The following is a 22,012-nucleotide window of genomic DNA, read 5'->3' as shown; positions in this document are numbered from 1 at the left end:
CACGACATGATCAAAGCCGTTCTATTCGACCTCGATGGCACGCTCGCCGACACCGCGCTGGACCTGGGCGGCGCGCTGAACCGTCTGTTACTGGAAGAAGGGCTGCCGACCCAGCCCTATTCCGCCATCCGTCCCCTCGCCTCCCACGGCGCGCGCGCGCTGGTCAGTCTCGGGTTCGGCATCGCGGCCGACCATCCCGATTTCGAGCCCTTGCGACTGCGTTTTCTCGATGAGTACGCCAACGGCTTCACCGAGCAGACGACACTGTTCGATGGCGTGGTGCCGATGCTGGAAGCCATCGCCAAAAAAGGCCTGCCCTGGGGCATCATCACCAACAAGCCGATGCGCTTCACGGATCACCTGGTGCCGACCCTGCCCTTTCCGCTCCCGCCGGACGTTGTCGTCAGCGGCGACACGGTCGGGGTCGCCAAGCCCAACCCCCGACCGATGCTGCACGCGGCCGAGCTGATCGGGGTCGATCCGGTTCACTGCGTTTACGTGGGCGACGCGGAGCGCGACATCATCGCTGGCAGAAATGTCGGCATGCGCACGGTTCTCGCCAACTGGGGCTACCTGTCGGACGAAGACCGGCCCCATGAATGGGGCGCCGATCACGCGATCGACCACCCTCTGGAACTGCTCGGGCTGCTCTGAGCATCCGGAGGAGAACGCCTCGCGCTCCATACCTGGACATCACCCCACTCACGCAGGCCCGCCAAGCGCTTTTCTTCCGCCGGATTGGGGTTCCACTCCTCAAGGCTCTGTCTGCAAACCATTCAGCCCGCTTGATGGTCTGATGATCAGACCATCAAGCGAGAATAGCCATGACAGTGCGTCGCCATGAACTGACCGAGGGATAATAGGCGCGGTGCTGAAGCCCGTCTTGCCCCATAGACTAACGGCTGGCCGCCGCTACCACGATCACCGCGCCATCGTGAGGCATTATGTTCGCCTTGAGACCGGCGTGCCATGGCGTGCTTGTCGGAATGCGACGGCCCGTGGAAAACGGTGTATTCGCGTTTCCGACGATGGGCGCACTCAGGCGTATGGCATCGGGTAGTGGAAATGCTGCAGCGTAACCCGGATAGCTTTGACGAGATCGATTGGTCGTTCTAAACACGCAGTCATGCCGCGCTTGAGCTCGCGGTGGCACCCATCCTGTGCCGCCACCCCACAACAATCCAGATCCACGGAAGCGTCATCGGGCCGGAGCTCATCAGGATTTCCACTTGCTCCAGGTTTCGTGCAGCGTACACCCCGGGAATCGAGCGCATCCACACCCCCCGTCCTTCCTCGTATGCGGTCGCCGCCTTCGCACCAATTCATAGAGCCTGCGCGACTTGCCCTTGCCAGCAAACTGGAACGATGGGCTTGCGCCGCTGAGACCCGACCTTGCCGTAGAGGGAGTTCCCGTAAGAGTTTTCAACCCCGCCCGAAACGAGGTCTCCATCAAAGATGAGTAGCCATTGCTTCATACAGCAAAATCCGTTGCTGGCAAATTATCGGCGACCACCTCGTGTGATTAATTGCACCCAACAATGCCAAACATATACCGGGTAAAGACCGCAGACCTGATCGGCAACTGACAACCCTGTCAAAAATGACAGTTGAATAAAAAATCAAATACATTAGAATTATACGCCTATTATCCATTAGGCTAATATTCATTATATTAAACATATAGTTAATTGTAAAAAGAAGATAAAAATGCAATAACTAACAATTCAAGAGATAAGCCATGTATCAGGCGCTGGATGGCAAAAAAGAATTTACGATATTGTCCGACAGCATATTATCGAAGGGACAATCGGCGCCGATTTCAGTTGGGCACGTGAAAAAGCATCTGGACCAGGACCATCTTTAAGTGATGTGGAGAGGTCAAGTTGTGGACAAGGCGGTTATTGCGGGGGGAGCACGATAAGCTTAACCAGCTCTCCATACAAAATAAATTCGACATAAAATAGGGAGAAGCAAATAAAACGTTCCTCCCTACACTATAGAAGTAGGGACGAATTTGGTGACGCTAAAAGAGATCACAACCATCACGAGAGAAATCGCCTTTTCTCTAACAGAGAAACGCATAAAAAATTTAAATAGGCTTTCCTCAACAACACTATCGTTACGTTTGTTTTATGAACTAGCAATATTCATAACCGCACTAGCAATCTTCCGAGTTATAACCCCCTACTCACCTGAAAAAATAGCCGAAATAGAATTACCTCAGCTAAAACGCGTATTGATTGCGATATCCAGCACCCCTGTAATTGAAACTTTCATATTCCAATTTTGCATCATAGAAATAACTAAATTATTAGGAATGAACAAAACAAAACAAATCTCAATAAGTATTTTTTTATTCTCGATTGGCCACATAAAAAGTGGCCTAACGATGGTATTATTCATGGCTCCGGCAGGTGGATGGTACTTTTCCACAAATTATATAATCAATCAAAAATCATCTAAAATCAGCGCATTTATTTCAACATGCCTCATACACTCAGCCATTAACGCCTACATTTTAACACTGGGAACTATCGAATATTTTATTTTCACACAATAACGTCAACAACACAGACAAAACACACACAAAATTAAAACAAACGAGAAGATACCACCTATTTTCAAAAACAAATCATTCAAATCATTTAAACCATGACCATCATTTTCAGGAAGCAAGCTCTTGAGCAAAGTAACGCTCGCCGCTTCGGTCACATCCTGCTGACCCGCTCCATCAGCCATTCCCTGTTGACGCTGCTGTTCTGCGCGATTGCCATCGTGCCCATCCTCTTTTTCTACGTCTTCCAGTAAACCCGCAAGGCGCACGTCTCCGGGCAGCTGTTACCGACTCAAGGATTGATTCGCGTGCTCCCCCTGCAAGACGGTGTGATCGTCGGCAAACCGGTGGCCGAGGGACAATCGGTCACGGCGGGCCAGGTCCTCTATGTGTTGGACAGCCAGCGCAGCAGCGCCGCACAAGGTGACGTGGGCAACACAGTCAGTGCGCTGGTTACGCGCGCCGGGACAGTTTGAATAGCGACACCCACGCCATTCGGCAACAGGCCGTTCAGCGTCTTGCCGCGCTACAGCGCCGCTTCGACGAGTTGGGCGCCGATATCCTGCGTCTTGATGGCCAAATTGCCTTGCAGCAGCGCCGCGCCGCCTTGGCCGAAGCCGCGGTGGCGCGTTTCCAGCGCTTGATGGAAGCCCATTTCATTGCCCCCGCCGCACTACAAGACAAGCAAGCCGAGTGGCTGGACCAACAGGAACGGCTCGGCGAATTACAGCTCGCACGCTCCGCTGCTGGGCGCGACCGTGACAGCGCCGCCGCCGACCTGGCCGATCAGCGCATCCAGATGCAACGGGATCTGGCCTCGGCCGGGCGTGACGTGGCGCGCCTTGAGCAGGATCTGGCCGAGAACGAGGCACGCCGGCGCATTCTGATCCGCGCACCGCACGCAGGCACCCTATCTGCATTGACCGCAACCGTTGGGCAAACCGTCACCACTACACAAACACTGGCATCCCTAGTGCCGCAAGGGTCGCCGCTGGAAGCCGAATTGTATGCGCCATCCCAAGCAACCGGCTTCATCAAGCCCGGTATGACAGTTCTGTTGCGCTATCCGGCCTATCCGTACCAGAAGTTCGGGCCGTTCCGCGGAGTAGTTCGCGAAATTTCCAGCGGCGCATTGTCGGCCGAGGAGTTGAGTCCATTGGGCGTCCGAGGTGCGGCGTACGGCAGCGAGCCGGTGTACCGGATCCGGGTACGGCTGGAGCGGCAGGAGGTGCTGGCCTATGGACGTGCGCACGCCCTCAAAAGCGGCATGCGTGTGGAGGCCAGCGTACAGCTGGAAACCCGCCGCCTGTATGAATGGGTTCTCGACCCGCTCTATAGCGTGGGAGGTAAAGTATGACCGTGCATCAAGCCACCCCTCTCTTGCAGTTCTGGCGTCGCCGGCACTTGCCCGTGCGACTGCAGACCGAAGCGGCCGAATGCGGTCTCGCTTGTTTGGCGATGATTGCCAGCTATTGGGAATATCGGTCCGATGTCGCCAGTTTGCGTCGGCGCTTTTCGCTATCGCTCAAGGGCGCGACCCTGAAGAACCTGATCGCCATGGCAACGGGATTGGGACTGACGGTCCGCCCGCTGAAGCTTGACATGGAGCACTTGCCTCAGTTGGCGTTGCCATGCGTTCTGCACTGGGACATGACCCATTTCGTGGTACTCAAGGCGGTAAACACACGCTATGCCGTGATCCACGATCCCGCAGTTGGAGCGCGGCGTCTGCGCCTGGCGGAGCTGGCCCGGCACTTCACGGGTGTGGCCTTGGAGCTGATGCCCGGCGAGGCGTTCCGGCCGCAGGAAACGCGTCAGTTGTTCACACCGCGGTCGTTGATGGGCCGCGTCGACGGGCTGGGGTACGGCCTCGGGCAGATCCTGCTCCTCGGACTGGCCTTGCAGGTGTGTGCTCTAACCATGCCATTCTATTTGCAATGGATCGTCGACGAGGCGCTGGTGGCCGCCGACCGCGATCTGATCACGGTGCTGGGCCTCGGTTTCCTGCTGTTGGCCGCGATACAGGCCATGATCGGGGCTGTGCGCTCCTGGGTCACCATCACGTTGTCCACCGACCTCAATTTCCAGTGGCTCGGCAATGCCTTCCGTCATTTGCTGCGCTTGCCGCTGCCTTGGTTCGAGAAGCGCCACCTTGGCGATATCGTCTCGCGTTTTGGTTCGATTCAGACCATCCAGCAGAAACTGACCAGCCACTTCGTCGAAGGGATCATCGACGGAGTGCTGGTGCTGGCCACGCTCGGCGCTATGCTGCTTTACAGCATACCACTGGCAGGAGTGTCCCTACTGGTGGTCGGACTCTATGGCGCGTTGCGCGGGGTAGCGTTCCGCGCCTTACGCGAGGCCACGGCAGAGCAGATCATCCATGCCGCCCGCCAGCAGAGCCATTTTTTGGAGTCTACCCGTGGCGTGCAGAGCGTGCGTCTGTTCAGCCGCCAGCACGAGCGCCATATCGGCTGGATGAATCTGATGGCCGAGCAGTTCAATGCCGAGCTGCGTATCGCTCGCCTGTCGATTTCTTTCCAGACCGCCAATACTCTGCTGTTCGGTCTGGAGCGCATCACGGTGATCTGGCTGGCTGCGCTGGCGGTGATGGAGCAACGGTTTTCGGTCGGCATGCTGTTCGCCTTCCTCAGCTACAAGGACCAGTTCAGCCAGCGTATGGCGGCATTGATCGACCGTTTGTTCGAGCTGTCCATGATGCGACTGCACGGCGAGCGCGTCGCGGATATCGTGCTGACCACCCCGGAAGCGGATGAGCCAACCGGAGAGACCGACCTCGCCGGGCTGACGCCAAGCCTCGAACTCCGTCAAGTGGCGTTTCGCTATTCGGACAATGAGCCCTATGTGCTCAATGGGCTCAACCTGACCGTGCCGGCCGGCCAATGCGTCGCACTAACGGGTCCTTCCGGTTGCGGCAAGACAACGCTGGTCAAGCTGCTCTTGGGCTTGCTGGAACCCACCGATGGCGAGATTCTGGTCGGCGGCATCCGTCTTGCACATTTGGGGGTAGACAACTACCGCAAGATGCTCGGCACAGTCATGCAGGACGACCAGTTATTCTCGGGCAGCATCGCGGACAACATCAGTTTTTTTGATTCGCACCCGGATCAGGATCGGATTGAACAATGTGCCGCGCTGGCGGCGGTACATGACGAGATAACCACCATGCCGATGAGCTACAACACCTTGGTCGGCGACATCGGCTCGGGACTCTCCGGAGGCCAGAAGCAGCGTATCCTGCTGACCCGGGCGCTGTACCGCGAGCCGCGCATCCTGATGCTCGACGAGGCGACCAGCCATCTGGATATCGAAAACGAACGGCGGGTCAATGCCGCGGTGGCGCAGATCGCCATGACCCGCCTGCTGGTCGCGCACCGACCGGAAACGATTGCCACAGCGGAGCGCGTCGTCGTGCTGGATGACGGGCGTATCGTGCAGGATGTAATAACCCGCCCCTCGAAAGCCCCGCCAAACGAAATCGTCGAAGCCTGCCAAGTGGCTGCCAATGCCACCTAAGACTGGTACAACACATAGACGCCCGTCGGGCTTTACGGTATAGTGAGCGTTCCAAATCTGGGGGCGACCTGGTTTCGACGGGGGTTGCGAAGCAGACGAGGGCATACCGGGATTTCAGTCACCCCGTAAAACACTGAATTTATATAGTCGCAAACGACGAAACTTACGCAGTAGCCGCTTAATAACCGGCTTAGCGCACTGCAACGGCTCGCTGATGGGCCGTGGAGGCAACTCCCGCAGTGTCATTTACATCAGCTAGTTCCGTATCGGGTCACTTGATCCGGAATGAAACTCTAGGTGACTCGCCTCTCCCAAGCCTGCCCGTCGGCGTGGTCGGGGTTAAATTCAAGTAGACAAGGCTAAGTATGTAGAACTCCCTGTAGAGGACTTTCGGACGCGGGTTCGATTCCCGCCGCCTCCACCACATTCGAAAAAGCAGCACAGCGCAGGCCGTCGCAAAAACGGCCGAAAGCCCCGGAAAATCACCCTTCCGGGGCTTTTGCTTTTTTCGCCCCGTGTCACCCGAAACCGGGGCAACCCGAACCATTCCGGGGTATGCAGGGGGGTACGCTTGCCGATTCCGACCACTGTGCACCCAGTGCGATGCCCCCAGCGCCACAACCCTTGCCTGGCCTGCCTTTCCGGCGTTCCGGAACGGGCCGATATGATCTGCCATCGCATGGGAATCGAACCCGCATCCCGCCATTGACGCTCTCCTGCCAGACCCCGCAAGGTGACGCCATACCCCGGGCGAAACCCTGTGTTTCCCGGGCCGCGTTCCCGATTGTCTGCCCTCAGAAGGAGGAGTCATGCCCCTCACCGATACGGCGTGCCGGACCGCCCGGCCGGATCCGGACGGCAAGATGTACCGATTGACCGATGGTTTCGGCATGTACCTGCAAGTCATGCCCAACGGCTCGAAATACTTTCGTTTGAAATACCGCTTCCAGGGCAAGGAGAAGTGCCTCGCGCTGGGCGTCTACCCCGCCACCACGCTCCGGCAGGCCCGCGAGCTGCGCGATGCCGCGAGGAAGCTAGTGAAGCAGGGTCGCGACCCGCTGCAGCAGCGCCGCGAAACCGCGCAGACCGAGCGCCTGCAGGCCGAATCGGTGTTCGCGGTGCTGTGCCGGGAGTGGCATGCCAAGCTGCGTCCCGTCTGGACCCCCGGTCATGCCCGCACGGTGTGGGCCCGCCTCGAGCAGAACCTGTTCCCCTGGCTCGGCGACCGGCCGATCGCGGAGATCACCGCACCCATGCTGCTCAAGACCCTGCAGCGCGTCGAGCAGCGCGGCGCGCGGGAAACCGCCCGGCGCATCCTGCAGATTTGCGGGCAGGTGTTCCGTTACGCGATCGCCACCGGCCGCGCGATCCAGGATCCGTCCGCCGCCCTGCGCGGCGCGCTCGCGCCGGTGGTCAAGTCGTCGTACGCGACCATCACCAACCCCGCCGAGATCGGCCCGCTGCTGCGCGCCATCGACGGTTACCGGGGCGCGCCCGTGACCCGGTTCGCACTGCTGCTCGCGCCACTGGTGTTTGTCCGTCCGGGCGAACTGCGCAAGGCCGAATGGAGCGAGTTCGATCTCGAGCAGGGACTGTGGCGCATCCCGGCCGCCCGCATGAAAATGCGCGTGGAGCACCTCGTCCCCCTGTCCCGCCAGGCGCTCGAACTGTTCCGCGAACTGCACGCCCTGACCGGCAGGCGCAGCTACGTTTTTCCCGGCGCACGCAGCGCCCAGCGTCCGATGAGCAACAACACCGTCAATGCCGCCTTGCGGCGCCTGGGGTTCGCCAGTGACGAAATGACGGGGCATGGCTTCCGGCACATGGCCAGCACGCTGCTCAACGAGCAAGGCTGGAATCCGGACGCGATCGAGCGGCAACTCGCGCACTCGTCGAGCCATTCGGTACGCGGCACCTACAACAAGGCCGAATACCTCGTCGAGCGCACCGAGATGATGCAAGCCTGGGCCGATTACCTCGACACCCTGCGCCACGCCGATCCTCCGCCCCGACCCGCGGCACCGTCGCGCCGCGGCAAAACCGTCCGGTCGGAGGCATCGCGATGACGGCCCCGGATTTCAGCGACTACGTGGTGTTCGTCGACGAAAGCGGCGATCACAGCCTGACCTCGGTATGCGAACGCTACCCCCTGTTCGTGCTGTCGTTCTGCCTGTTCCGCAAACGCGACTATACCGAGCAACTGACTCCGGCGATCCGCCGGCTGAAGTTCACCACTTTCGGCCACGACCTTGTCGTGCTGCATGAATCCGAACTGCGCCGCAAACAGGGACCGTTCGCCCGGCTGTCCAAAGCGCCCCGGGAGGCGTTCATGACCGCCCTGACCGACCTGATCCGCGACGCCGCGTTCGAGCTGTTTGCGGTCGTCATCGACAAGCGCCGGCTGCGCGAGCACGGGCGGGACCTGCATCCCTATCATCTGGCGCTGGAGTTCGGACTGGAGGGCTTGTATCTGCGGCTGCGGGAGCACGGCCAGGACGGACGGCTGACCCATGTGATTTGCGAAGCGCGTGGCGCCAAGGAAGATGCGGAATTGCACGAGGAGTTCCGCCGCCTGGTCGGCGGCGACAACGGTCACGCCTGCGCCCTTCCCTTCGCGCTGATCGTCGCGGACAAGAAAACCAATTCGGAAGGGCTACAGCTCGCCGACCTGACCGCCCGTCCGATCGGCCTGTCCATCCTGCGCCCGGAGCAGGCCAACCGGGCGGCCGAGGCCCTGCTCGGCAAATGGTATCGGCGCACCGGCGAGTGCCCGCCGGGATCGGGACTCAGGCTGTTCCCCTAACCCCTGTCCCCAAAAAGCCGAAGGGCCTCCACTTTCGCAGAAGCCCAGCGCCGGCGGCGTAGTCGCAGCCCATTTGCCACCATCCTACCGCGATGAAGCCGCCCGTTCAAGACCCCGTGACCCGTCGTTGTACAACCCGAGCATGATGGCCAAGGAAACCGGCAGCGGCCCAAAGCGAGCTCCCCCGGCAAGCAAGCCTTGGCGCAGACAGGGTGATCGCCGTTTTGGCCGCTGAGCGCACGAACTTGCTCCGTCAACTATTCGGCCTTAGCAGCCACAAGGGGGGAGCCTGTGCAACGTCAGCAATCATTCAGCTAGCGGACTATTGCGATAACCCCAACCCCCAGTCTGAATGACTGCATTCCTAAGCAGCTTAGGGCCGCTTTCGACCCAAAACAGACCGATAGCAGCAGTCAAAACAGACATTACAGCCAAGATGGCTTATTTAATGGACCAGATTCTTGCCGCGACTTCGGCCATCCTCAATTGTCGATTCTCGATTGCGGAGATGTCCCATTTTTCGTATTCGTTGATCAACTTGGTAAAGGAAAATTGGGACTTTGCAAGGACGAGTTTCTTCTTTGAAAATTCGTCATTCCCAAGAGAACTGTTTGCCTTTGCTGCCATGATGGCCATGTTTCCGAGGCGCCGTTGGTACGCCTTAGCATCATCAGCGCTCCAATCTTTAGTCCACTTGTCGCTCAATGTAAGAGGCAATACGTGCTCAAGATTGACCCGATCTGTGTTTGCATTTGGCACTAGCTCCCCAGATACACCGGGTGCTGCGGTCTCAAGCATGCGAAGATAAAATCTAGCGAGCCCCTGTTTTGATATCGATGCAACGGAGAATGCTGCAATAAACGCAGAATCAGCCGGCAGTGTCGTGAATCCCTTCAAAATATCATCTATCGATGTCAGCTTTCCTTCTGAGACGCCGCGAGCTGCATCACTATAAATGCGCTCCAGAGTACCGCCACCAGCACCTCCAACAATTTGAAACCTAACAGCCACGGCTACCAGTTTCTTAAAGGCTGCGGAAACCTTCTTGGGTTCCAACTTATCCAAGATCGCCAGCAAGAGAGGACGAACCTGCGCCATGCCAAGGAGATTCAGGGCAGAGACAGCATCGCGAACGTTCGCGTCATACTTAGACCAGAGCTCGTGATCCGTATTGATCAGTGCCGCGTACGTCTTTGCGGCATTACTCAATTCAGTGGAGAACTGCAAAGCAGCCTTCTTGCTCGTAACCTTCTTCTTTATGACCCCGAAAAGATCTTTTTCCCGAATGAGACCGTACTTTGACATTGCAAAATGACGAAGATAAGTCACTACGAGGGGGTCATCGGATGCACTTTCCAGCGTGGCAACCATTGTTAGCCATCGATTCTTTGTCTCTTCAAGCTTTTCACCAGACCGGTGGAATAGATAGTTTTTCAGTAGATCAGAAATGGCGAGTTCTAGCCCACGATCATTGAGGGTCTCGAAAATAACAAAAGCGTTGCTATCGTCCGGAGCAGTTACAAGGATGACCTTTAGATTCGATTCCAAGTAGTCAAGCCAATCATGCAGAGCCTCCTCGGGGTCTGGCGCTTCCTCGCATATTTCATCGATGTATTTGCGCATGCAATCAGCAGCAGCCAACAGTCGTTTGTGAGATTGACGTGGATAGCGAAGCGCATCAATGGCATGCTTGTCCTCCAGGAGCTCTTGATAGAGTTCGTTGTCAACCTCATTTAGTGTCAGTTTTGGCTCCCGCTCTTTTGTCTTTCGATCTACGTTGGCAAGGAAGTCATTTCGAATCGACGTCTCCGCCTCGTGATCATTGTCGTCACGGAATTTGTCCCGAATCGCGGAAATTAAGAGGCTCACTGACGTTAACCTTTGCTGACCATCAACGACCTCGTAGCGTCGTTCGACGGGACCTGTTACTACGATGGAACCAAGAAAGTATTCCTTTTCCTTACTCATTATAGCTTCGTGTATATCGGCAAGGAGTGCTTGCACGTGCTCCGGCTCCCATGCGAAGGAACGCTGATACGCTGGCACTCGGAATCGCCGTGTCTTCAAGACATTACTGATTCCATCAAGCTGAATGTTAATTTCCTGAACTTGTGACACAGGTTTTTCCCCTTGGATCAATTAAGCACGAAAGCATATACCGTAAGCGCTTTAGTGGCGGGTTTGCGAGTGCTACCGCAGTGACCGCTTCTGGCCGATTGTACGCACGCGACATGACATAGGAAAGCAGACGTTTGCAAAAATATGCGCTACCGCTGGAGTAGGTCAGATCTCAGTTTGCTCGTAAATCTCCAACGCATCATCTACCTCAATGCCGAGGTACCGCACCGTGCTTTCCAGTTTGGGATGCACCAACAACAGCTGCACCGCTCGTAGGTTTTTGGTTCGCTTATAGATCAGCGTGGCTTTGGTCCGCCGCGTCGAGTGGGTTCTGTAGAGAGATGAGTCCAGCCCGGCCGGCCGCCTCGGCCCAATGATGGACGATCCGCGCATACTGGCGTGTGGAGATATGGGGCGAGCATTTGACTCTGCTCGGGAAGAGGTATTGATCTGCACCCCGCAGATGAGCCTTTTCCATCCAGGCGGCAACCGCCGATCCTGTCGGTTCCGTTAGTTCAAATTGCACTGGACGTTGCGTTTTCCGCTGAATGATCATGGCACGAGAAGGAATCTGTGCTCCATGGCAGATGTCTCGTACTCGTAAGTTGACCAGATCACAGCCTCGCTGTTTGCTGTCGATTGCCAAGTTGAACATGGCCAGATCACGCACGGCATGGGCATTCTGAAGATGAATACGAATTGCCCAAATATCTTTAAGCTTCAGCGGTGGTTTCTGCCCGACGCAGCTTGCCCTTGTTCCATGCTTCACGCTTCTGAATCGTTTCCATAACAGACTCCTTGGTTGCTATCTGAAGTCTGATTATTCGATGTTGCTGGTATTATCTGCTCAGTAGTACTATGCCTAATTGGTGCTATCAGCCAATTTCGGACCTTCGACATTAAGCGCCTAAAGCGGACATTCAGGCGCTGTTATCCTTCACTCTTCTGTCAGTGCTGTTGATATGCGTATACGGATAGGTTGAATATTTATTATTTGTAAATCAAACATTTAACGTGGATTTTATCTGTCCGCACTATTAACCGTAGACGGACCATAGGTCCGTCTGCTAAAAGTTAGCCCAGACCAATTTTCCAGCGGAGGAAATTCATAAATGTATTACCAAGTACTTATCGAAACTTCTGAGAAAGTTGGCAAGGCTGGGAGAAACAAGCAGTACTTCGAACTAGACAAAACTGACCTGACGGAAATCGAAGAGAGAATTGTCTATCCATATCTCAGGAAAGAGGACTTCCAGTTTGATGGCTACTTTCTCAATTTCGGAGAAATAAAACGCATTACGATTAAAGAAACACAAAAAACCACACAAGAACTTTCGAAATACGAAAATGACCATATGCCATCTGGTGTATTTATGTTTGTATCGCCGAGTGACATAGTTGGATACGACAAACACACAAAAGACATCACAACCACAGTTTTTGACAAAGCAAAATCCTTTTTTCCAGCCAAGAGCGCGACGAAAAATAGTCCAACCGCGCCTGATCTAACCAAGGTATTTATTGTTCACGGCCGAGATGATCTTGCAAAAACTGAGGCGGCGCGTTTTATCGAGAAGCTTGGTTTTTCTGCGATCATTCTTCATGAACAAGCAAGTTCTGGAAAAACCATTATCGAGAAAATTGAGGCACATACAAACGTGGGGTTCGCCATCGTCTTGTACACACCCTGTGATATTGGCGGTCTGGCTGGTGAAAAAACGCAGAAATCGCGCGCTAGGCAAAACGTTGTATTTGAGCATGGTTACTTAATTGGCAAGCTTGGGCGTCACAATGTTTGCGCCTTGGTTAAGGAGGATGTAGAAATCCCAAATGATATTAGTGGGGTAGTTTATGTGCCTCTCGACAGGCATGGTGCATGGCATCTTTTGGTTGCGAAAGAGCTGTGCAATGCCGGCTACTCATTTGACATGAATAAGCTACTTTAACTAACCCATCATTCCAGGGGACGACAAAAAACGCAGCTTTTTGTCGTCCCCTGATGAGTTCAGACGTTGAAAGTCTGCTTCACTAAAGTCTGACCGTCGCCTTTGGGTCTATTCCGGCCGTTGGCAAAAGATAAAACCGGATATTTGCCCAACAGATGGGTGAATGTCCGGTTTTGGTATCTGAGCATGCTCTTCGAGTCGGCCGCGCGAACGACCGCAAAGGCCAAGATGCTGCCACTGATAGCCGCAATTCACCTAGCGACCAGTCATCAGCCGGAGCTGAGCTTCTGCCTTTGGTTAAAAACTGGCTGCTATGCACCAATTATCTACCTCTTGGTTCAGACGGGTTTTGAATGGCCGTAGCTGTCGTGATCGATATAGCGACCTTTACCAAATACTTCGTGGCATGATCGGCTTTGTTGCACAAATCCGCCCAGGTCCAGGCTTGGTAGAATGATGGCATGGCCAAGCCCGTCCCTACGAAGTACAAAACCACCAATTGGTCAGCCTACAACCGCGCCCTGATCCAGCGCGGCTCCTTGTCTGTTTGGCTGGATCGAGACCTGGCCTGGCAGGCCAAGCCCCAGGGTAAGCTCGGGCGGGCGCAAACCTATAGCGACGCTGCCATTCAGTTCTGCCTGACCATCAAATGCCTGTTCGGCTTAGCGCTCAGGCAGTCCATCGGCTTCGTGCAAAGCCTGCTCAAACTCGCGGGCCTCGGCTGGACGGCTCCAGACTACAGCACGGTATGCCGCCGCCAGAAAACGCTACAGGTCAACATCCCTTATCGCCACAGCCAGGGCGCTTTGCATCTGTTGGTGGATAGCACTGGCATCAAGATGCTGGGCGAAGGCGAATGGAAAACCAAGAAGCATGGCGCGGAATACCGCCGCCAATGGCGCAAAGTGCATCTGGGCATCGACGCAGAAACCTTGGAAATTCGGGCCATTGAGGTCACCGACAACCGACAGGGGGATGCACAGATGCTGCCATCCCTACTGCAACAAATCCCGCCCAATGAACCCGTTGCCAGCGTCAGCGGCGATGGCGCTTACGACACCAAGACCTGCCATGAAGCCATTGCCGCACGCAGCGCCGATGCGCGCATCCCCACCCGCAAGAATGGCAGGCCATGGAAAGGGACATCGCCGGGCGTGTTGGCGCGCAATGAGATTCTCCGAGCCTCGAAACGGCTGGGCCGGGCGATCTGGAAGCGCTGGAGCGGCTACCACCGCCGCAGCCTGGTGGAAACCAAGATGCGCTGTTTCAAACGGCTGGGTGAACGAGTGATGGCCAGAGACTTCGACTGCCAGGTGGCGGAGCTGCAAGTGCGCGCCGCCATTCTGAATCGCTTCAGCGTGCTTGGCCGACCGCAAACGGTGGCTATGGCATAAATCTGCCTGGGGAAAGGGGAAGCTCAATCCTCGGCCGATTTATGCAACAAAGCCATTTCCGGCATGAAAAGATCCGCTACGCCGCGTAAGGCAGCCGTACGGTATTTATCTGCCGGATTAATAGCGTTCAGCGTATTTAATAGACAGGAGGATTATTTAGAGATGAAAAAATTAGCAACCGCAATATTGGCAGGAGTTTTCTTTATTGTCCAGGGGTGCGCCATGGCAAATGACATTGTAGGTGACATTAAAAAAATTCGCGAATCAAATAAAGACGCAAATATCGACATTTCAGGGATCGTCAAAAAATATATTCTGGTTGGCACCCACAAAGCGGCTGTGGAAAATTATCTCAAAGAGCATAAATTTTCACTGAATGATCAACCAATCGCGCCGGACAGGTTACAGACACTTGTGGCAGTGTACGTTGAGAGAAATATGCTCACTAGCGTTGTATTTCATGATGAAATTCGGGTAATTGTTGTTTTTGAGAATGGGGTTGTTAAAACCGCTGGCGGCCGATTAATTTACCGTGCCTTATAAAACCTGAAAACCAATCAACTGTTGCCGGCAGGTTTCGCCAGCCACTTCATGTCTTTGTCGAGCCAGACCAGCAGAGATCCGCGTGCGGTCAGGGCCGCGTCGTCGTCATGCCAGTTGGTGGTCGTGTAGCGTTGCTGCGCTTCTTGTTCTGATGTGCTGCGGTGTTCATCGCCTTAGCATACCGCAGCGGATGGCGGGGTTATGCAACAAAGCCCCTTCAATGCCGTATTGCGCCCTCTGATCCTCTCCCGTAGCCAGCCCCGGCTACTTCAAGCAGTCAAGCCCTACGATTGGGCTGCCCCGGTGCTATGCAACCGCGCCATCTCCGACTGCAAGTCCTGCATCAACGACTGAGCGGTCCGGTCGGCCGCCAGAAAGTCCAGCGATTGTATTTGACGGCGCAACTCATCAAATTGCTGGGCATGAGGTTCAGGCGCATGCAGAGGCATATCGTTCAGCATGTCCAATGCTTTCAGGTTGCTATCTCTCAACAAGGCTTGCATGGTTTCCAGTTGCTGCAACACAGTGCGGCCATCCCAGGTAACGGGAGGGTTGCCGCTGGCGGGGGCTTCGGGTAAAGCCTGTTGCAACAGCGTATCTGCTTCATTGAGCATGTCAGAGAGCCTCGCAATGGCCTCGCGCCCCGGAGACCGGCCTGCGCGACACGCGTCTTCGAGAATCGCGGCCTGCCGGGAAAGTGCCTGAGCTCCCAATGTTGCCGCACTGCCCTTGATGCTATGACACAGCCGCTTGCATGTGCGTATATCCGCCTCGCGGTCCGCACGTTCAAGCGCCGCCAGCAACGTTTGCATCTGCGGCATGAATTGCATGAGCGCAGCGCGGTATACCTCCAGCCTTCCCCCGAACCGAAGCGTAATGCTTTCCAACGCCTCAATGACAGCAGGACACGAATCCTCACCCGGCACAATCGAATCAGAAGGTATCACTGGCGGCTCGGCACAGTGAGTCAGCAACACATGGAGCAGTTGCTCCAAATCCACCGGCTTGCCGATGTGATCATTCATCCCGGCGGCAAGGCATTCGGCCCTGTCACCAAGAGAGGCATTTGCGGTCATGGCGATGATGGGCAGGCGCGCAAAACGCTCGTCAGCCCGGATTCTTCGTGTGGCCTCCAATCCATCGATATCGGGCATTTGCATGTCCATCAACACGGCATCGAAAAGATCCTCTCCTTTCAATACTTGTGCCACACCGGACAGTCCACCTTCGGCCACAGCGATTCGAGCGCCTTCATGGCTCAGCAACTCCACCACAATCTGCCGGTTGAGCGCGTTGTCTTCAACGACAAGAATATGCCGCCCCTCTAACCGTCGCGGGCCGGGATCGGGCGCAATCGCGATCTGCCCGAACGGCCCCTGCATGGCGCGGGAGATGGAATGCAATAGTTGGGTAGGGGTAACCGGCTTAGTCAGCAAGTCAACGTACGGCACATCGTCTTGCTGCAAATTGGCGGCAAGCATTTCTCTGTCATGCGCAGTAAGCATAATTACAATGGGTATATGACCGTTACTCTGCAGCCTGTCACGAATCAACCGGGCGGCGGTCAAGCCGTCAATGTCCGGCATTTTCCAGTCCATCAAAATAACGTCGTAGTCATTACCTTGTTCCTGAGCCTGAAAAGTGGCCTCCACGGCGGCCAGACCTCCTCCAACCAGATGGGACTGCCACCCCAGTGACTGGATGGTTCGCATGACCAATTCCGCAACCAGAGGGTTGTCTTCCACCACAAGAACCCGCAACGACCTGGTTGGCCAACGGGTTTGCTCGACCAGCGGCGTACAATCCGCCACCGGCAACCAGATATCGAACCAGAAGCTGCTGCCGACACCCGGCTGGCTTTCCAGCTGCAGCCGCCCACCCATCAGCTGAATCAGCCGTTGACTGATGACCAGTCCCAATCCGGTACCGCCATAGCGTCGGGAAGTCGATGTTTCAGCCTGGGTAAAACCATCAAAGATACGCGTCTGTTGTTCCGGGCTGATACCAATGCCTGTATCCTTGACGGTAAAACGCAGCAGCACCCGATCATCGGAACGTGAAAGAGTGGCGACGAGTAGCTGAACCAGCCCGTGAGAAGTAAATTTGAGCGCATTGCCGGTAAGGTTGATCAGCACCTGCAACAGACGCAGACTGTCGCCGATCAACTGCCGCGGAAGGTCAAGATCGATGTCGAACATGACTTCAACATCCTTATCCCCCTGATTACCCGTCAATACGATCGACAAGTCATGCAGCAAATCGTCCAGATCAAAGGCGTGCACATCGAGTTGCAGCTTACCCGCCTCGATCTTCGAGTAATCGAGAATATCATTCAGCAAGCCTAGCAGCGCAGTGCCTGCGCCCTGGGCCTTGGTGACATAGTCAAGCTGACGATCCGTCAGTGCCGTCTGCTTGAGCAACTGCAGCATACCGAGCACGGCATTCATCGGAGTACGGATTTCGTGGCTCATGTTCGCGAGAAAAGTCGACTTGGCCGCGCTGGCGGCATCCGCCCGCTCTTTGGCCTCGCGTAAATGCCCCTCCAGCTGCAACTGGGAGGTGATATCTCGATTTATGCCCGTGACACGCACCGCGTTGCCGTGACTATCGCGTTCAATTTGCGCGCCAGCCTGGATATAAATGCAACTGCCATCAGGGCGCTGCACACGGAAGATCGGCGTATATGCAGCTTTCCCCGCGACAGCATCCAGCAAGGCTTTTTCGGTAACGGCAATATCATCCGGATGTACCCGGCTGTACCAGTGGGAATAATCGATGCCTTCTTCTCTCAAACTGATTGGCCAGCCATACATTTCATACATGCGATCATTCCAGTGCAGGGAGTTATTCGCCAGAACCCAGGTCCATACACCCAGTTCAGCCACATTGGCCGCCATTTCCAATTGATCACGCGTAACCAGCACTTCTGCCTGCTGTTGTTGCAGTAGCGACAGGTCGGTCAATACCGCGACGGCGACATGCTCCCCGGCCGACAGATGTCCGCCAAGGCTGAGTTGCGCGGGAAAGCAACGACCATCCCGGCATTTCGCCTGCACTTCAACTCTCTGACTGCCTCCGGACACATGCCCTTCCTGCAGCAATTGCCGGTATTTCTCAGGCGTCAACTGCGGCAGCAACCGGTCCAGGGGTTGACCGATAATTTGCTCGCTTGACCAGCCAAAGATATCTTCTCCCGCCTGGTTGAAAGACTGAATGATGCCCTGCGGATTGATGGTGAACACAGGGTTGGGAGCGGTGTTCAGAATAGCTTGGGTGGTCGCCAGGCTGGTCGCCAATTGATGCTGGGCCTGAAGGCGTTGGCTGATATCGATGGCGATGAACAAATAGCCGTTACTGCCGCCCTGTTCATCAAGAATGGGAGTAACGGCAAGGGATACCGAGAATGGGCTGCCATCTTTGCGGACGTAGGTCCATTCCCGCACTTCGGCCCCTGATAGATCGGCCTGAAAAACCAATGCGTGAAAATCCGCGATCTCAATCTGGTGACTCTGCTCTAGCGCGGCGCGGCGCTCGCTGATTTCGGACCCAACGTGAATCCGGAGAGGGCTGACTTTGTGCAGCATGTCCGACGCCCGAAAACCCAGCATCAGCTCCGCGCCACGATTAAACAGCGTGATGAGTCCTTGAGGGTCGGTGGCGATGATCGCGACCTGCGTAGCCGCATTCAACACACTTTCCAGCAGCTGATTGGCATGCGCCAGTTCTTGCGTACGTCTGGCCACCAGAGTTTCCAGATTGCTATTCAGTTCGTGAATCTGCGCTTCCGCCTGCTTGTGCTCGCTGATATCACGTAGCGTCTTGGATCCGCCCACCACCTGACCCTGCGTATCCAGAATCGGAGACGCCGTCAAGGAGACATCCAGCAGTTTGCCGCTTTTATGCTGCCGGCGGGTTTCCAAACCGGGTAACAGACGTCCCTCCCGGATCCGCTGCAGGATAAACGCCTCTTCGGCTTGCAACGCCTCGGGAACCAACAGGTTAGCGACCTTAAGGCCGATGACCTCTTCCGCATGGTAGCCAAACAACGTTGTCGCGCCATTATTCCAGGAGGTGATCGTGCCATCGCTTTGAAAACCGATGATGCCATCGGCCGAGCTGGAAACAATGGCAGCCAGTCTTGCCTGCTGAGCATAGAGTTCATTGCGACGAAACCTGTTGAGACTTAACGCCATCAGCAGAGCAGCCAGCAGGACACTTCCCATGCACCCAAAAACAAATGTCTGTAATGCCGAGGGTTGATTCAACTGCCGGATAAAAGCAGGGCCGGCAAAGAGTCGAATCTGCCATTGCCGCCCGAAAACGTCACGCGTCAACTCGGCGGAGGGCATGTTTTGAATACTGTGTCGTGGCTGATAAAAGGGAATGGGATGCTTGGGATCGGTGATATCGACTAGCTGCAGCTGAAGATAGTCCGGGGTTTTTCTGAGTTCGCCCAATACATCCTCTATCAGCAAGGGGGTATAACTCCAACCGATGGTCTGCTCATACCGAGCCCGAATGGATGCTGGCATGACACCGTTTCTGTAGATCGCCAGCAGGAACAAAAAAGCCTGCGTTGGCTTGCCTGAAGCCTGCACCAAGGTGATCGGGGCGGTAAGCTGAGGCGTGCCGGATGTCATCGCTGCGACAGCGGCCTGACGCCGGTGATCCTCAGAGGCAATATCGAGTCCCACCGCCTTCGCATTTGGCTTCAGCGGCAAGATATAACGGATAACAAAACGCTCTCCGGGGTTGGGCTTGAGTTCCCGAATCTGAAAGTCCGGCTGCTGATCGGCGCGTGCTTGCCGCAAAAAACCAGCCACCTGTTCAGGAGCCACGCGCTGGATATACCCGAACCCCCCTGCCCCGCGAAACTCGCCATCCAGATCCCGAGTCTGCATATAGCGAAGAACTTTGCCAAAGCTCAGCGATTCCTCGGCGGTAACGACCGTCCCCCGCATCCCGCGCAAGCCATACTGATACAGCTTGAAACGCTCGTGAACCTCGTTCGACATATCACCCAACGCTTGTCGCAGCGACATTGCCAACTGTTTTTGATTGTCCTGTTGAATCTGCCAGGCCAAGAGCGCGCTGACCAGACAACCAAGAAGCAGAACAATGGCACCATATCGACCGGCTCGAGTCATATGGGAACATTCACGCATGCAGCCCCCCCCTTTTCGAGTTCAGACCATCTGATCCGGCTTATCATTCAGAAGGCGATGTATCGACTCAAGCAATGAAAGTCGGAGGACGTCAAGGATGCGCCCGATAAAATCCTGCAACCTGACACCATCAGAATATGACATATGACCCGCACTATCTACACTATCCACAAACCTGATCGACCCGCTGCCGCCTAAAAATTACCCTCAGCATCAACTGGTATTCCAAGAATATGGACAAGTGAGAATGACAATTAAGCGCGCGATTCTTTAAACAACACTGAAAATACGGACGGAGGGCTACTTTGACGCAGGCAAAAACAGACAATAATACTTATTAATTTACACGAAACATTAAAGCAATTATTTCATATGGCGGGATCCAATATGGTTTCGAACCATGAGTTCGGGCAATCAGACCAAGCCGGCAAGCACCACGTTGACGATTGACGACGATCGGTTGAAAAAACGCACCTTCACTGCGAAGGTGCGCGCTATCACGCCCCTGATCGCATCAGGAACCTTCTCTTGATTCCTACGAGGCGTTCTATTGCCGAACTCGTCATTCCATGCGCCTCGCGCGCACAGATCTTCCACTGCTGATTTTTCATAAATCGAAAAATACGTCAGCCATAGCGACAGATCTCCACCGCATAAACTGACACATTCCAAAGTTTGACGTTGGCTGCAGGGGAAGAATGCGAAGTTATAGGCAGTGAGTCATTTCCGAAGCAATAAAAGGCGTTACTCAACTCGCCTTTTCTTACTTGAATGCAAAGCGTTTGAAATGTTTTCCTGACTGCGCAAACTGGCCAAGTCGCCTAATTGCAGTGCGCACAGGACACACTCCAGAAGGAGTTATCGCGTAAAGAACCCAATGGCAACCTGCGCACCACATACACACATGCAACAACCCGCCTATAGACACGATGGCATGTCGCAATTAAAGTCGTGAAACAGATACATGCCATACAAGCCATGCAAGAGCGAAGCCGCAACTTTCAAACATACTCGCAAACTTTTATCCGAGGATAACCTCAGTTAGCGCCATGAGGTCACGCATTGATTTGAAAACCTATACAGCGCGGTATAGTCTATAGCGCGCCCGGGAAAACGATCTTCTCCCTCTTGATATGATACATCTCAAGATCCTGCCTTATAAAGAATGGCAACTCCCATGGGTTTTTATCGATAAACGCCTGTCTAACCTCCTCAAAAACAGGGTCACTGCGTTCAATAGAGTAGGCTTCTCCCTCAATTATCGTGTAATTCCATTCTATGGATTTTTCGAAGGTATAGGACGCGCGCTCATCCATAACAAAATAGCAATGAGCGCTCCTCTTCAATAGCTTCGACTTGAATGTCTCGGGAAAAGTAATCAGAAATATATCATCATCCTCTGATGACAGGAATGCCAGCACCGTTGTATGGGGTTGTTCAATCGCCTCAGTAACCAGCACACCAACTTTATTAGGGAAATCCTTGTCTGCAAACTTGGGGATGGTGTTCAGCGGCGACTTGCTGATGGCCCGTTCAGGCCTGCAATCCTTTGGAAACTCATATCCAGGTTCCTTTAGACTGAGAACCGGGGACATCCCATGCACTACGATGCATTCCCTTGCCGTCAGCGTCAACCAATCACCATCGACCTCTGACACATGGCCCTTATAAGAAGCACGGTATACTTTGATATCAGAATCGAATTCATAAACACCGGTTCTGTTATCAAGATGAATCGTGGCAAAATCGCCCAATACCAGGGAGTGGCCACGAGGAAAAAATATCTTCAAGCTGTTATCAAACAGCGGATAGACACAGCATATATGTATGATGGTCTTGCCATGACGATAAAAAGCAAGCACACCAAGAACCTGCTTTCCAATAAATGTCTGTAAGCTCATAAATCTCATCCAGCATTTGAATATATCTTCAACTATAGCATAGCGCCCTGC

The 22,012-nt window shown here is 54.9% G+C and carries 15 protein-coding genes, 1 other RNA gene and 1 pseudogene; 10 read left to right on the top strand and 7 right to left on the bottom strand.

The window, feature by feature from the left end; genetic code table 11:
- Positions 1-6 precede the first annotated feature (6 nt).
- Positions 7-654: an HAD family hydrolase gene (locus tag JNO50_RS07945; RefSeq protein WP_189534585.1), complete on the top strand. Its 648-nt coding sequence runs from the start codon at positions 7-9 to the stop codon at positions 652-654.
- Between the two features lie 1,566 nt (positions 655-2,220).
- Here the strand turns inward: JNO50_RS07945 and JNO50_RS18935 are convergent.
- On the bottom strand, positions 2,221-2,403 hold the full coding sequence (locus tag JNO50_RS18935) for a hypothetical protein (protein WP_229804712.1): 183 nt from the start codon (positions 2,401-2,403) through the stop codon (positions 2,221-2,223).
- A 159-nt stretch (positions 2,404-2,562) separates the two neighbouring features.
- Positions 2,563-2,823, bottom strand: a complete 261-nt coding sequence (locus JNO50_RS07935; protein ID WP_215796527.1) for a hypothetical protein — start codon at positions 2,821-2,823, stop codon at positions 2,563-2,565.
- Positions 2,824-2,862: 39 nt separating this feature from the next.
- On the opposite strand from JNO50_RS07935, the gene JNO50_RS07930 reads away from it, so the two are divergent.
- From JNO50_RS07930 to JNO50_RS07905, 6 genes are all read left to right on the top strand, one after another.
- Complete coding sequence (locus JNO50_RS07930) at positions 2,863-3,030, top strand: biotin/lipoyl attachment domain-containing protein (RefSeq protein WP_215796526.1); 168 nt, start codon at positions 2,863-2,865, stop codon at positions 3,028-3,030.
- Positions 3,027-3,911, top strand: coding sequence for an HlyD family secretion protein (locus JNO50_RS07925; RefSeq protein WP_215796525.1), 885 nt, complete (start codon positions 3,027-3,029; stop codon positions 3,909-3,911). Before JNO50_RS07930 ends, JNO50_RS07925 begins: the two co-directional genes overlap by 4 nt.
- Complete coding sequence (locus JNO50_RS07920; RefSeq protein ID WP_189534589.1) at positions 3,908-6,091, top strand: peptidase domain-containing ABC transporter; 2,184 nt, start codon at positions 3,908-3,910, stop codon at positions 6,089-6,091. The genes JNO50_RS07925 and JNO50_RS07920 overlap by 4 nt, the downstream gene beginning before the upstream one ends.
- A gap of 59 nt (positions 6,092-6,150) precedes the next feature.
- Positions 6,151-6,515: a transfer-messenger RNA gene (gene ssrA, locus JNO50_RS07915) on the top strand.
- Between the two features lie 385 nt (positions 6,516-6,900).
- Positions 6,901-8,157: a tyrosine-type recombinase/integrase gene (locus JNO50_RS07910; RefSeq protein WP_189534591.1), complete on the top strand. Its 1,257-nt coding sequence runs from the start codon at positions 6,901-6,903 to the stop codon at positions 8,155-8,157.
- Positions 8,154-8,894, top strand: coding sequence for a DUF3800 domain-containing protein (locus JNO50_RS07905; RefSeq protein WP_189534593.1), 741 nt, complete (start codon positions 8,154-8,156; stop codon positions 8,892-8,894). Before JNO50_RS07910 ends, JNO50_RS07905 begins: the two co-directional genes overlap by 4 nt.
- Before the next feature lie 441 nt (positions 8,895-9,335).
- On the opposite strand, the gene JNO50_RS07900 is transcribed toward JNO50_RS07905, so the two are convergent.
- Positions 9,336-10,940 carry a DUF262 domain-containing protein gene (locus tag JNO50_RS07900; protein ID WP_229804720.1) on the bottom strand — a complete coding sequence of 535 codons (1,605 nt, stop codon included), beginning with the start codon at positions 10,938-10,940 and terminating at the stop codon, positions 9,336-9,338.
- A 361-nt stretch (positions 10,941-11,301) separates the two neighbouring features.
- A complete protein-coding gene (locus tag JNO50_RS07895) occupies positions 11,302-11,781 on the bottom strand; it encodes a tyrosine-type recombinase/integrase (RefSeq protein WP_229804717.1) in 480 nt (159 codons plus the stop codon).
- Positions 11,782-12,124: 343 nt separating this feature from the next.
- On the opposite strand from JNO50_RS07895, the gene JNO50_RS07890 reads away from it, so the two are divergent.
- The 3 genes from JNO50_RS07890 to JNO50_RS07880 all read left to right on the top strand — a co-directional run bounded on the left by JNO50_RS07890 (position 12,125) and on the right by JNO50_RS07880 (position 14,895).
- Positions 12,125-12,958, top strand: coding sequence for a TIR domain-containing protein (locus tag JNO50_RS07890; protein WP_189534597.1), 834 nt, complete (start codon positions 12,125-12,127; stop codon positions 12,956-12,958).
- A gap of 461 nt (positions 12,959-13,419) precedes the next feature.
- Positions 13,420-14,352 carry an IS5 family transposase gene (locus JNO50_RS07885; RefSeq protein WP_215796524.1) on the top strand — a complete coding sequence of 311 codons (933 nt, stop codon included), beginning with the start codon at positions 13,420-13,422 and terminating at the stop codon, positions 14,350-14,352.
- A gap of 63 nt (positions 14,353-14,415) precedes the next feature.
- The gene (locus JNO50_RS07880) at positions 14,416-14,895 is read left to right on the top strand and encodes a hypothetical protein (RefSeq protein WP_189535818.1); all 480 of its coding nucleotides are present in this window, start codon (positions 14,416-14,418) and stop codon (positions 14,893-14,895) included.
- A 23-nt stretch (positions 14,896-14,918) separates the two neighbouring features.
- Here JNO50_RS07880 and JNO50_RS18930 read toward each other — a convergent pair.
- The 3 genes and pseudogenes from JNO50_RS18930 to JNO50_RS07870 all read right to left on the bottom strand — a co-directional run.
- A pseudogene (locus tag JNO50_RS18930) lies at positions 14,919-15,026 on the bottom strand (IS5/IS1182 family transposase); the annotation flags it as partial.
- Between the two features lie 153 nt (positions 15,027-15,179).
- Positions 15,180-20,060 (bottom strand): PAS domain S-box protein, encoded by a 4,881-nt coding sequence (locus JNO50_RS07875; RefSeq protein ID WP_189535820.1) that lies wholly within the window; start codon positions 20,058-20,060, stop codon positions 15,180-15,182.
- A gap of 1,094 nt (positions 20,061-21,154) precedes the next feature.
- The gene (locus JNO50_RS07870; RefSeq protein WP_189535822.1) at positions 21,155-21,961 is read right to left on the bottom strand and encodes a hypothetical protein; all 807 of its coding nucleotides are present in this window, start codon (positions 21,959-21,961) and stop codon (positions 21,155-21,157) included.
- Positions 21,962-22,012: the final 51 nt, after the last annotated feature.

It is taken from the genome of Paludibacterium paludis, assembly GCF_018802605.1.
In the GTDB taxonomy this organism is placed as follows: Bacteria; Pseudomonadota; Gammaproteobacteria; order Burkholderiales; family Chromobacteriaceae; genus Paludibacterium; species Paludibacterium paludis.
This window is presented reverse-complemented; position numbering and strand designations above follow the sequence as displayed.